Annotated in this window: 5 protein-coding genes; all 5 read right to left on the bottom strand. The window is 46.6% G+C overall.

Annotated elements, in window-relative coordinates; genetic code table 11:
- Positions 1-4: 4 nt before the first annotated feature.
- Positions 5-5,821 carry an amino acid adenylation domain-containing protein gene (locus tag QUB04_RS08395; RefSeq protein ID WP_333283294.1) on the bottom strand — a complete coding sequence of 1,939 codons (5,817 nt, stop codon included), beginning with the start codon at positions 5,819-5,821 and terminating at the stop codon, positions 5-7.
- Positions 5,818-9,078 carry an amino acid adenylation domain-containing protein gene (locus tag QUB04_RS08390; protein WP_333283292.1) on the bottom strand — a complete coding sequence of 1,087 codons (3,261 nt, stop codon included), beginning with the start codon at positions 9,076-9,078 and terminating at the stop codon, positions 5,818-5,820. Before QUB04_RS08390 ends, QUB04_RS08395 begins: the two co-directional genes overlap by 4 nt.
- Before the next feature lie 22 nt (positions 9,079-9,100).
- Positions 9,101-10,150 carry a TauD/TfdA family dioxygenase gene (locus QUB04_RS08385; protein WP_333283290.1) on the bottom strand — a complete coding sequence of 350 codons (1,050 nt, stop codon included), beginning with the start codon at positions 10,148-10,150 and terminating at the stop codon, positions 9,101-9,103.
- Positions 10,151-10,323: 173 nt separating this feature from the next.
- Positions 10,324-11,865, bottom strand: coding sequence for a condensation domain-containing protein (locus QUB04_RS08380; protein WP_333283288.1), 1,542 nt, complete (start codon positions 11,863-11,865; stop codon positions 10,324-10,326).
- Positions 11,855-13,543: a pyridoxal-dependent aspartate 1-decarboxylase PanP gene (panP, locus tag QUB04_RS08375; protein ID WP_333283286.1), complete on the bottom strand. Its 1,689-nt coding sequence runs from the start codon at positions 13,541-13,543 to the stop codon at positions 11,855-11,857. The genes QUB04_RS08380 and panP overlap by 11 nt, the downstream gene beginning before the upstream one ends.
- Positions 13,544-13,745 lie beyond the last annotated feature (202 nt).

The raw sequence follows: 13,745 nt of genomic DNA, 5'->3' as shown, positions 1-13,745 counted from the left end.
GCAATTATAACTTCGTAGCAGAGCCGCCTAAAGCCGAATTTTGCGGAAGAGAAGTCAGCTTTTCAATTTCTGCTTCACCGATCATTTCGCCCATCGCTACAACAATTTTTCGCGAACCGATAAATGGATTGCGACTATGAGCGGCAAGCATATTATCTAGCATTAAGATGTCTCCTGCTTGCCAGGGAAAACTAACAGCAGCTTGCGCGTACACTGCCTGAATTTCTTGCATTACCGAGTCTTCAATAGGAGTGCCGTCACCGTAATAGACATTGCGGGGGAGGTTCTCTTCTCCAAAAACCGAGAGTAAGGAAGCGCGGGTTGCCGCATCTAAGCAGGAAATGTGGTGCAAGGGAAGTTGATTGAAAAATACCATTTCTTTGGTTTTTGGGTGCTTGGCAATTGCAGGGCGAATTTTGCGGGTTCTCAAATTATTTCCTGCTTTCCACTCAAATTCCATCCCAGCTTGCCGGCAGTATTCCTCAACCACGGATTTGTCTTCTGTTTTGAAAAAATCTTTCCAGCTTACATCCAGTCCCTCTGTGTAGTTACGAACGTACATAATTTGCTTTTGGGCAAATTTTTCTCTGAGTTTCGGGTCTAGCAACTGGTAAATTTTACGGCAGTCAACAATCGGCGTTTCTCCGCCTTGTTGCGCTGGCTGAACGCAGAAAAACCAGATTTTCATCGGCCAGCGGTGCAGGTGCGAACTCTCGCTGTGAAATAAGATAGCTTTATCTGCTGGGTAAGGAGTTGAACCGTAAACTTTTCCGCTAACTCCTTCGCGTGGCAAATCCCCGTACTCCCCAAATAATTCCGAACAAATTGAGAGTGCAAACTGCTCGAATGCGGCAACCACAGGGCCGGTGAACCCTCGAAAAAGAATCCCTCCATGCTGTAGCAATTTTGCCTCTATAAATTTGCGGTTATTTTTCGCCCAGTCTGCGAGATCGACATCGGCTACTGCGGGTTTTGCGACTAAAGGAAAGAGTTCGTCGGGGTGCAGGTACTCGGTTTTTATCAATTCGCCTTGGGGCAAAGCCACTGGCTTCGGCTTGACGCTTTTGAACTTACTAAAATTGCTTTTTTCACGCTTTAATTCTTGCATGGCTTGTTTCTGCTTCTGGGCTTCTGTGAAAATTTCTAAAGTGTTCAAACGACTGTCAGGCTGCGCCACAATGCTGCCGAGGAGGGTTTCAAAGCGATTTGACATTTGAGCGATCGTATCTCTGTCAAATAGGTCGGAATTATACTTCCAACTGCCGACAATTCCTGTCTCTGTTTCCGAGACAAATAGCGCCAAATCAAATTTAGCCGTACCGCTATCAATTGCAACCGGCATTAAAGTTAAACCCGCCATTTCTAAAGTCGGCATAGGCGCATTTTGCATGACGAATAAAACTTGAAATAGCGGTGTCTGACTCAGGCTGCGATCGGGACGCAGTTCTTCTACCAGTTTGTCGAAGGGTAAATCTTGGTGAGTGTAAGCTTTTAATGTCACTTCGCGCACGCGATCGAGCAGTTGGCGAAATGTAGGATTGCCGCGCATATCGGTTCGCAAGACGAGGATATTGACAAAGAAACCAATTAAAGCTTCTGTCTCAACTTGTGTGCGGTTTGCCAGGTCAGTACCTACGACAATATCTTCTTGATTTGTGTAGCGATAAAGCAGCGTTTGAAGTGCTGCCAACAAGGTCATAAACAAGGTGACATTTTGTTGCCGACTGAGTGCGTTTAGGGCTTCTGAAAGTTGCAAATCAAGCTGGAAAGTTTGAATCTCAGCTTGATTGCTAGAAACAGCAGAACGCGGTTGTTTTGCTGGCAATTGCAGCGGGGGCAAAATTTGACCCAACTGCTGCTTCCAGTCAGCGAGTTTTGCTTCCAGAACTTCGCCTTGCAGCCAGTTTATTTGCCAAACAGCATAGTCTGCGTACTGTACAGCAAGTTCGGGTAGGGGAGAAGGTTTGCCACTGCAGAAAGCTTCATAAAGCGCCGCCACTTCCCGCACGAGTACCCCCATCGACCAGCCATCAGCTACGATGTGGTGTACTGTCAGTAACAGCAGGTATTCTGTCTCGTCAAGATGTAACAATGTGACGCGCAGTAACGGCCATTTTGTTAGGTCAAAAGGCTGTCGCGCTTCTTCAGCGGCGAGCCGCATTGCCTCGGCTTCTCGTTCAGCTTGCGATAACTCTCTTAAGTTTACGATCGGCAATGTGAAATTAAAAGATGAAATAATAACCTGAGCGGGTCGTCCTTCCACCGAATTAAAAGTTGTCCGCAATGCTTCGTGTCGCTTGATAATCTCCTGAAAAGTTTGCTCTAGAACGGCTACATTGAGCGCCCCCTTCAAGCGCACGGCTGCTGGGATATTATAGGCAGGATTCCCCGGCTGCAATTGGTCGAGAAACCACAGTCGTTGTTGTGCAAAAGAAAGGGGTAATTCTTCCTGCCTTGACGCAGCCTTGATGGGGGGTGCTTTCAGTTTTTGCGAGGCGCGATATTGCAAGAGGCTTTCGGTGACAGTTGCGACGGTAGGGGATTCAAAAAGAGAGCGCAAGGGTACTTCAAGTTGAAAAGCTTCTCGCAGGCGAGAAATCGCCTGAGTAGCCAGCAATGAATGACCTCCCAATTCAAAGAAATTATCGTGAATTCCTACTCGCTCCAAACCGAGAACTTCCGCCCAAATTTCTGCTATTAATTGCTCGTCGGGAGTTCGAGGATCGGCAAAATTGCTCTCGAATTCTGCTCGGTTGATGTCAGGTGCAGGTAGCGATCGCCGATCGATTTTTCCGTTAGGCGTTAAAGGAAGCGACTCCAATAAAACAAACGCTGAGGGAATCATGTACTGCGGCAATTTTTGTTTCAGGTAAGAGCGCAAATCCTTAATAAGTTCTGAGTCTTGAGTTTTGAGTGCTGAGTTAGCAACGATATAAGCTACTAAACGCTTGTCGCCTGGATTGTCTTCTCGAACCAGCACGACGGTTTCCCGCAAGGCTGGGTGCTGACCGATCGCTGCTTCAATCTCGCCTAATTCGATGCGAAATCCGCGAATTTTAACTTGGTGGTCGCTGCGCCCCATAAATTCAATGTTTCCATCTGGAAGATAGCGAGCCAAGTCCCCGGTTTTATAGATGTGTTTTGAAAGGATGAAGGATGAAGAATTCTGGATTAATGAAAAAGCAGTTTTATTTTCGGCAAAGGGATTGGGAATAAATTTCTCTGCGTTTAGTTCGGGGCGCTTTAGATAGCCTCTGGATAAGCCCGCGCCGCCGATATAAAGTTCGCCGAAAACGCCTACAGGAACGGGCTGCAAATTGGCGTCTAAAATATAAAGCTGGGTGTTGGGAAGGGGGCGACCAATTGGAATGTAAGGGCGCTCGGATTCAATAAATTTTATGGGATGAATGGCTGTCCAGACAGTCGCTTCAGTCGGGCCGTAAAAGTTCCAAAGGGGTATGTTCCACTCAAGTAATTGAGCAGCGAGTTCTGTAGGAAAAGCTTCCCCGCCGCAAACAATTAAGCGGAGGCTCGATTGTTGAAAGTTAGTGGCAGCTTTTTTAGCGTCAATCAGTTGGCGGATTGCTGAAGGAGTTTGATTGAGAATGGTGACTCGCTCGGAGCACAGCAGTTGGTAAAATGCGGCTGGCGATTGCGTCACTTCCACGGGAACGACGATTAGTTTGCAACCGTGAAGAAGTGCTCCCCAAATTTCCCAGACGGAAAAGTCGAAAGCGTAAGAGTGAAAAACCGTCCAAACGTCGCGATCGCTAAAATTAAATAGAGGGCGAGTGGCTGCAAAAAGATGAACGACGCTGCGGTGGTTGACTTGAACGCCCTTGGGTTTCCCGGTGGAGCCTGATGTATAGATTATATAAGCGAGATTGTCAGGGGTTGCTTCACTCGATGGATTTTCTTCGCTTTCGGGCGCGATATTCTGCCAGTCGGAATCTAGGAAAATTTTATGCAATGCGCGGTCAATTTTCTCACCTAAATGCGAGTGCGCGATCAGTATTTCAACCCCAGCGTCTTCTAGCATGAAGTTCAAGCGCTCGTTGGAATGCGCCGGATCGAGCGGAACGTAAGCGCCGCCAGCCTTGAGAATGCCGAGCAATCCCACTACCATTTCTAGGGAGCGATCGACCAAAATTCCGATCGGAATTTCCGGTTTAACCCCTAAGTTTTTTAGGTGATGTGCTAGCTGATTTGCTCGCCGATTCAGCTCTCGATAGGTTAGGTGCTCCCCGTCAAAAACGACAGCGATCGCATCCGGCGTCCGCTCTGCCTGCGCTTCAAATAATCCGTGTACGCAGTGATTTTTCGGAAGTTCCGATTGAGTATTGTTCCACTCGAACAGCAGTTGCTGCTGTTCAGGTTTCGTCAATATTGGCAAATTTGAAATGCGCTGTTCGGGATTGGCAGCTATACTTTCTAGTAAGGTTAGAAAATGTCCGGCTATCCGTCGTGCAGTGCTAGCGTCAAACAAATCTTGGCTATACTCAAGCGTTCCATTAATACCCTCTAATCCTTCCTCCAGGTCAAGCGCTAAATCAAATCTCGCCGTTTTCCGTTCTATTTCCAAACTGCTCAACGTCACTCCGGGCAATTTTATCTGCGACGACGGAACATTTTGCAGAGAAAACAACACTTGAAATAGGGGATTATGACTTAAATCTCGTTCGGGTTGTAGGATTTCTACCAGTTTCTCGAAGGGCAAATCCTGGTGGTTATACGCGCCGAGAGCTACTTCTCGCACGATTCCCAGTAACTCTTTAAAAGTCGGGTTGCTCGACAGATTAGTGCGGAAAACTAAGGTGTTAGCAAATAAGCCAATTACTTCCTCGATTTCGCGTCGGTTGCGGTTAGCAATGGGGGAGCCGACTAAAATATCTTCTTGCCCGGTGTAGCGATAGAGCAACGTTTTAAACGCTGCCAGTAGGGTCATAAATAAAGTAGCTTTTTCCCGCTGGCTTAATTGGGCGATTTCATCTGCGATTGCCTTGGGAATGGTGAATTTATGCACCGATCCTCGGAAGGTTTGTACTGCCGAGCGGGGGCGATCTGTTGGCAAATTTAGTACAGGGAGATTGCCTCCAAGCTGTTTTTTCCAGTAAGCAAGCTGCGTCTCTAAAACTTCTCCCTGCAACCACTGGCGCTGCCAACTTGCAAAGTCTGCGTACTGTACCGACAGTTCGGGAAGGGGAGAAGGTTTGCCAGTGGAAAAGGCTTGATAAAACGTGGCGAGTTCCTGGATGAATATTCCCATTGACCAGGCATCGAAAATGATGTGGTGCGTACTCAATAGCAGCACCCAGTTTGAATCGCTCAAGTGCAGCAATTTGGCACGCAATAAGGGTGCTTGTGACAAATCGAAAGCAAGCTTTGCTTCTGCGGCGATTAACCGTTCTACTTCGCGAGATCGTTCAGTTTCAGGAAGACCTCGCAAATCTATTTCTAAAATTTTCAATTCCAGATTGGAAGCGATCGCCTGAACGGGTTGCCCGTTTATTGTTTTAAAAGCCGTTCGCAAAACTTCATGACGCTTGACAAGTTCGTTGAGACTGCGATCGAGAGATCTCGCGTCGAGTGTTCCCGTCAAACGCACGCCGGCGACAATGTGATAGGTAAAGTTGCCTGGAGTTAGTTGCTCAAAAAACCACAACCGCTGTTGAGCAAACGACAGAGGAAAAGTGTTAGACTCTCGACTTTGAGGCAGAATTTTTTCTAGGGAAACGTTTTCTTTTTTATGGTTGAGCCGCTGCAACAGCAACTCGCGTTTTTGGGGAGAAAGAGCGGCGATGCGTTCGATTAAATCACTCATTTGCTAACTCCTTGTTGGGCGAGAATTTCCTGAATTTGTGCTTCTGACAGTTGATCGAGGTCTGCTAACACTCTCGCTAGCATTTCACTGTCTGTTTGTTCGGCTTGCTTTTGTGCGATCGCTACTGCAAAATCGGCGACAGTGGCCGACTCAAATAAACGGTGCAAAGGCAACTCGACCTGAAATGCTTGGCGCACTCTGGAAATAACTTGAGTTGCTAATAAGGAATGCCCTCCTAATTCAAAAAAGTTGTCGTAAATGCCGACTTTTTCAAGTTTGAGAACTTCAGCCCAGATAGCGGCTAAAACTTCCTCGATATTTGTGCGAGGCGCGACAAAGTTTTCTGTCAACTCCGGTCGCATTTCGTCAGGTGCGGGCAGCGCTCGTCGGTCTATTTTTCCGTTAGAAGTTAAAGGAAAACTTTTGAGTATCACAAAAGCAGAAGGCACCATGTACTCCGGCAATTTTGACGTTAAGAAATTGCGAATTTCCTTGTGGGTAGGTGCTTGTTTCTGCTCGGAAATCAAATAAGCCACGAGGCGCTTTTGTGCCATCTCGTCTTCTGGCGCCACAACTACAGCCTGCGCGATATCTGGATGTTGCCCCAGTACCGCCTCAATTTCTCCCAATTCAATGCGGAAACCGCGAATTTTTACTTGGCCGTCAATTCGCCCGATAAATTCGACGTTTCCATCTGGCAAATAGCGAGCCAAGTCGCCGGTTTTGTACAGTCGCGTCTTTGCTTGCGTGTCAAATGGATTGGGAATAAATTTTTCTGCGGTTAATTCAGGGCGGTTAAGATATCCGCGTCCCAAATTATCACCGCCGATGTACAGTTCACCAGGTACGCCTATCGGCACCGGCTGCAAGTAAGAATCCAAGATATAAATCTGAGTGTTGGCAATCGGAAGACCGAGTGGAACTGTCTCAAAATCGCACCCAATTATATCAAATTCGACTTGATAAGTCAGGACACCTACAGTTGTTTCTGTTGGGCCGTAGTGATTGAATACTGAGCAACTGGGAGCAAGATTGCGAAGTGTTTTAATTAAGCTCCAGTTGGCAGATTCACCTCCTAAAATAAGCCGTTTACCAGGCAAAATTGACTTGGGTTGAGAGGACTTTAAAAGGGCGGCTAGGTGAGAGGGAACTATTTTGAGGCAGTCGATGGGATTGCGGCAGAAATATTCACCCAGTGCCTCTGGATCGGTGGCGCGTTCTAGGGAGATAATATGCAGGCAACCGCCGAAACAAAGGGCGGGGAAAATCGCTGTGTTTCCTAAGTCGGCGGCGAAGGTGGAAACGGTAGCGAAACTGGCACCGGCTGGTAGGTTTAATTTTTCCTGAATGCTGTGCAGGTAATTGAGCAGTTGCCGGTGTTCGATCGCGACTCCTTTGGGGATGCCAGTGGAACCGGAAGTATAGATGACGTAAGCTAAATTGTCAGAAGAGGCGCGATCGGTGTAAGAGGCAGAAACAGTGGGAATGTCTGTATCGATGCAAACAATATTTGCCTGAGTTTTCGGCAAGCTTTCGATGAGCCGCTGTTGTACGAGCAAAACCTTCACCTGAGCGTCTTCTAGCATTAGTGCTTTGCGCTCTATTGGGGTCGTTGGATCGATCGGTAAATAGGCGCCACCGGCTTTGAGTACGCCCAGCATTCCTACGATTGCCTGTAGGGGCGGTGCCCCCGTGCCCGCCCCCCTTTCAACGCAAATGCCAACAACGACTTCTGGTTCAACTCCCAAGTTTTGCAGGTGATGGGCGAGTTTATTGGCGCGATCGTTGAGTTCTCGGTAGGTGATTTGTTCACTTTCAAAGACGACGGCAATGTTGTCTGGGTTGCGTTCTGCTTGTTCTTCAAAAAGCTGATGAACGCATTTATTTTTCGGGTAATCTTTTTGAGTTTGGTTAAAGTCAATGAGAAGTTGCAGCCGATCGCGATCGCTCAGTATGTCTACCTGACTGATAGCGACTTCTGGATTTTTGACTATGCTTTCTAAAAGCGCCTGAAAGTGTTCTGACAAGCGCTTTATATCTGCCGCAGCAAATAAAGCGGAATCATAGTGAAATTCAGCGCTTAGGGAATTGCACAGGCGGAGGCAGGAGAGCTTGAGTTTGAATGGCTCTAGGCAGGCATCTTGCCGAACAAGGGAAAATGAAACGCCTGAATTATCATAGTTCTTAGGCTCTCCTTGGAACTCAAAGCAGACGGGCCAAAAGCTGCTGCTTTTTTCGTTTTCTAAGATTTCTTCCCAGCTAAAATATTCTTGCCAGTTGTACATCTCGTTGAGATTAAGCTCAACTTGCTGCCTCACTTGTGAGAAATTTAACTCGTCTTGCACTGGGCACTGTAGGGGTAAGTATTTGCACAGCAGCCCCAGAGAGTGTTCTAATTCTTCATATTTTCTGCCGTCAATCGCTACGCCGATAATCGGGTTTTGCTCTCTGGTAAGCCGCCAAATGAGAATTTGCCAGCAAGTCAGCAGGAAGGCAGAAATATCGCTTTTGTGCTTTGGGGCGATCGCTTCCAGGCTGTTCAACAAATCACCGCGAATTTCCACCCTTTCTACTAGCGGCTTAAATTCCGCTTCTGAATTCTTCTTTTCCCAAGGAAGCGTTAATAAATCCAAAGATTCAAGGTTCAGCTTTCGCCAGTATTCTTGGCCGATTGCCGTTTCTTCTGATTCGAGTAACTCATTTTGCCACTCAGCAATATCGGCATATTGCATTGGCTCATCGGCTGCTTCTTCTTGGCACGCACAGGCGCAGTAGGAAAGACTGAGTTCGCGGGTAAAATTTTTCAGGGTGACGCTATCTGCAATTAAGGCAGAGAAGTTCGCCACCAATAGGTGCTTGTCTTGGGCGAGAGTGACTAAAGAGATGTGCCAAAGTGAGCCGCGCTCAAAATCAAAAGGAAGCAGACTTAGTTGCTGAAAAAGCGCTGCGATTTTAGCTTCTTGTTCTTCTGGAGACAAACCGCTCAGATTGTGTTCCGAGATAGGAACTTCACCAGTGCTGGCGATCGCTTGCAGGGGTAGTGTCATCCCTGACAAGCAGTGAAAGCTAGTACGCAGGATTTCGTGCCGATTTACGACATTTTGCAGCGCACTTTTAAGAATCTCTCGATGGAGGTTTCCTGTAATTAAAATTGCACCTCGAACGCGATAAGTCTGTTGGCTTTTATTTTGCTGTAACCCCCACAGATGCCGTTGCTGTGGAGAGAGTCTAAACCCTTCGATTGTTGCGTTTTGCATTTCTAAAGTTCCTTTAATAAGCCTAAATATCTTGACAGCTAAACGCTTCTGCCATACCGACAACAACCCGACGCGAACCAGAAAATGGCGTGCGTCCGTGCGCGGCTAGCATATTATCTAACAGCAAGACATCTCCTTCTTCCCAAGGGTAAACAATCGTTTCTTGCTGATAGCAGCGACGAATTTCGTCTAATATAAAATCTTCAATGGGCGAGCCATCGCCGTAATAAGCATTGCGGGGTAAATCTTCCTGCTTAAAAGAAGTTAAAAGCTCTTTGCGAACGGCGGGTTCGAGATTGGAAATGTGGAAGAGGTGAGCTTGATTAAACCACACCATTTCCTGCGTTTTTGGGTGCTGGGCGACAGCTTGACATATTTGCCGAGTTCTCAAGCGATCGCCACTTTTCCATTCTAACTCAATTCCCGCTTTTTTGCAATAATCTTCTACCTCAATTTTGCTATCAGTATTGAAGACATTTTGCCAGGGCAAATCTACGCCACCGCCGTAATTTCGCACATACATAACCTTTTCTTTGGCAAACTTTTCTTTAATATTTGAATCCAGGCTTTCAAACACTTTGCGGCTGTTAGCAATCGGAGTTTCTCCTCCCTGTTCGGCTTTCTTGACGCAGAAAAAAGCGATTTTCAGCGGCCAATTTCGAGAATAAGCCATTTCATTGTGCAGTGGGATGAATTGCTCGGCAGGATACTCGGTGGAAGTGTAGATATTTCCGCTCACCAGGCTACGCGGAGTCGAGCGAAAAGAATATTCCAACAAGTCGCCAGCAAGAGTTTGAATAAACTGCTCGAAACCATTCACCCCGCCGACTTCAAAGCCTCGAAAAAGTATTCCTCCGTGCTTCCATAACTGCGTTTCAATTGATGAGCGATTGTTCTGTGCCCAACCTGCGAGATTTAATTTTTCTACTGTTGGCTGAACAACTAGAGGTAGAAGGTTTTCGGGCTGGAGGTAGGCGGTTTTGACTAATTCCTCTGAGGACAGGCTGACGGCTTTTCGCCTAACCAATCCTAACTTTTGGGAATTGAGATTCTTTGTTTCTGTATTTGTCATAGTTTTTGGTTGTGTGAAAAAATTATCCCTTTTTCCCGAAAAAACCTGAGAGATTGATATCAAATCCGTTAGCATCGGAACTATTCCTCTCTCTGTTCTCTTCCTCTGCGTTCTCTGCGTACTCTGCGGTTTAATCATTCCAATGCAACCGGAATTGATATGAGCCATCATTTTCAACTCTTCATAACTTTGCGTTTAGCCATTTTTAATTTTTGAATGCCCGAAAGATGAATTTGTTTTTGCTGCTCGATTTGGTGCTGCCTTTCTGCTTCCGCAAGAATTTCTGCCAAGTCGTCGATCCTGATATCTGGCTGAATGACTACCTGGTTGAGGAGGATTTGAAAACCTCTCACCATTCGGGCAATAGTCGCAGCCTCAAATAAGTCTGTTTTGTACTCAAATAAGCCTTGAATTCCTTCTGAACTCTCCCAGAGAGTGAGGCTTAAGTCGTGTCTCGACATACCGACATCGGATTCCAGAATGCTCAAGGTCAAACCAGCTAACTCCAAGGGTGGCATGGGCGCATTCTGGAGTACAAACCACACTTGAAACAGCGGGTTATAGCTGAGATTTCGCTCCGGCTGCAATTCCTCCACGAGCTTTTCAAAAGGAACATCCGGGTGAGCGTAAGCTGCTAACGCTACCTCGCGTGTTCGACTGAGTAGTTCGCGGAAAGTTGGATTACCTGCGGTGTCAATTCGCAGCACTAAAGTATTGACAAAAAATCCAATCAGTTCCTCTAATTCAAGGCGGTTGCGATTGGCAATGGGAGAGCCAATAGCGAGGTTATCCTGCTTTATTTGGCTGGATAGCAAGGATTGAAATGCTGCCAATAACGTCATAAATAGGGTGACATCTTGTTGCTGGACGAGGGTTTTCAGCCTTTCAGTTAAAGAAGCAGAAATCACAAAAAATTGCTGCGACCCTCGGAAAGTTTGCACGGGAGAGCGCTGCCTATCTGTTGACAGCACATCTAAATCGCTTCCCAATTGCTGTTTCCAATAAGCGAGCTGTTTTTCTAATTTCTCTCCGTGGAAATGCTGCCGCTGCCAACTGGCGAAGTCGGCATACTGCACGGGAAGTTCAGGCAGCCCAGAGGGTTTGTCATTGGAAAAAGCTTCATAAAGTGCGGCTACTTCTCGCACCAATACCCCCATAGACCAACCATCAGAAATAATGTGGTGTATTGTCAGCAGCAACACATATTCTGCCGAACTAAGTTGCAGCAAAGTGCCCCGCAGTAAGGGATCTCGCGTTAAGTCAAAGGGGCGTTGGGCTTCTTCAAGAGTACGCTGCTCAATTTCAGCTTGCTGCTCAATTTCTGGTAAATGTTGCAAGTTTACCACCGACAAAGCGAAATCTAAGGAAGGAGAAATCAGTTGAACAGGTTCCCCGTCCACTTCTGCAAAAGCAGTCCGTAAAACTTCGTGACGCCTGACAATTTCATTGAGTGTTTGTTGCAGTGCTGACAAATTCAATTGCCCTTGCAAACGCACAGCAGCAGGAAGGTTGTAGGCAGGGTTTTCGGGAGACAATCGATCGAGAAACCACAGCCGTTGCTGGGCAAAAGAAAGGGGAGCCGAATTTTGCTGCGATCGCCTGGGAATGCGCTGAGATTGCTCAGCCTGTACTGCCTTTTTGCCCAATGCTTTGAGGAGGAGCGCTCGCTTCTGGGGCGAGAGGTTTTTTAGTCGTTCTGAACGATTAGTAGACATGATGATTCACCTCCTCGCAGTGGTCGCTGTTTGTGATAGTTAAGGAAAGCTTTGCTGCTATTTTTAGCTGGTCGTTTAAAACAAAGTTAATATCTGCTTCAGTGGTGAGGGGGTTGGCAAGAACGACTCGAAAAGCAACAATGGGAATGGTTTTGCCATAACAAGTGTTTTGCACGGTTGTTCGCGATACGAAGGTGTGACCGGCTTGCCGCTGGGCCTCCTGAAGGCGCTCGTTAAATTGATTAATGAAGTGGTTGTCTGCTTCGGTTAGTTGTTTTTTGGCTGCTTTTTCCCTGAATGTTTCTGGAATGTAGCGGTATAAAAGAATATTAATTTCTGGTTCTAGCAGCAATTCAAATGCTGGATTTTCCCGAATTAAATTGGCGAAGTGCTGCGTTTTATGGATGCCTGCATCTATCAAAAACTCATAGCCTTGATGACCGATGATATTTAAGGCGGCTTGCAAGAACAAACTCGCACCTGGTCGAGAGCCTTCGAGAGAGCGTTTGCCTAGATCGATGGAGTCTTTTCGCACCGTGTAGGGTGCATTTTTTTCAATAACTTTGGCGGTTTGGGGATTGCGGAATAAAACCAGACCGATTCCCATTGGCAAATACATTTGTTTGTGTCCATCTATGGTGACGGAATCTGCTAGTTCAATGCCTGCGAATTTGTGCCGATGACGTTCGGAAAAAAGCACGGGGCCGCCCCAAGCGGCATCGACATGAAAGTGAGCGTTTGCTTCTTGCGCGATCGCCGCTATTTCTGGAAGCGGATCGATACTTCCCGAATCGGTGCTGCCTGCAATACCGATAATTGCCAGAATGTGCAGATTGCGATCGCGACATTCGGCTACAGTTTGGCGCAGCGCTGCCAAATCCATGCGGTGATTGGCATCGGTGGGGATTTTTAGGAGATTGCGATCGCCAATGCCTAATAAACCGGCAGCTTTTTCAAAAGAATAGTGCATCAAATTGGAGCCGATTATCACCATTCCCTTGTAGCCGTAAAACTCTAAAGCTGCGTACAAGCCTTCTTTTTCAATGCCACCAAAGTTATTTTTTGGCCCTAAAGAAGCGTTGCGAGCGCACCACATGGCTGTGATATTAGCTAGGGTGCCGCCCGTTGTCATGATACCGAGCGTGCTCTCATTTTTTTGAATGTGCTGGTTATAAAAATCCTCAGAAAAATCGTAAATTAATCGGTGCATCATTGCCAAAGTCTGGCGCTCGCAGGGGCTTAAAACTTTGGCAGTTTCCATCTTGACTAAATTTTGATTCATCGCGGTTACAAGCTTCGCGATCGGGCGCACAAAATAGGGAAGTGCGCTCGTCATGTGACCGATATATCGGGGGGAAGATGTGTGAATGGAATGGGCAACGAGGGTTTGGGTCAAATCATCGATATAATTCCCAACATCTGTAGGAAGGGCGGGAATTTTGTTTTCCCTAAACTCCTGAATAATTAACTCTAAGTCAATATCTGTACTAGCGGTTTTTGCGTACAAAAAGTCTTGAACAAGGCCAGAAATTCGCTCCTCCATTGCTTCTTCTGCCAAAAATGACTTTTCTGAGGCACTGAATAGCTCCATTAACTTTTCTTCAAGTGGGGTAACAGAGGCTTTTAATTGCTCCATTACGTCTTGAGATTTTTTGGCTTTTACTGTTAGTTTATTCATGCGAATTTATCCTGTTATATCAAATCCGTTAGCATCGGAATTATTCATCTCTCTCTTCCCTTTCTCTGTATCCTCTGTGTCCTCTGCGGTTTAATCATTCCGATACAACCGGAATGGATATTAAATGGGATTTTTAAATCTCCCATTCCCCACCGAACCCTTAAGGAGCAAAGGGCTTTTTGTGTTTTTTTAGCCACCCGAT

Origin of the sequence: Microcoleus sp. D2_18a_B4 (assembly GCF_036702475.1) — a bacterium.
Taxonomy (GTDB): domain Bacteria; phylum Cyanobacteriota; class Cyanobacteriia; order Cyanobacteriales; family Microcoleaceae; genus Microcoleus.
Note: the sequence above shows the minus strand (reverse complement) of the source record. Positions and strands in the feature narration are given on the sequence as shown.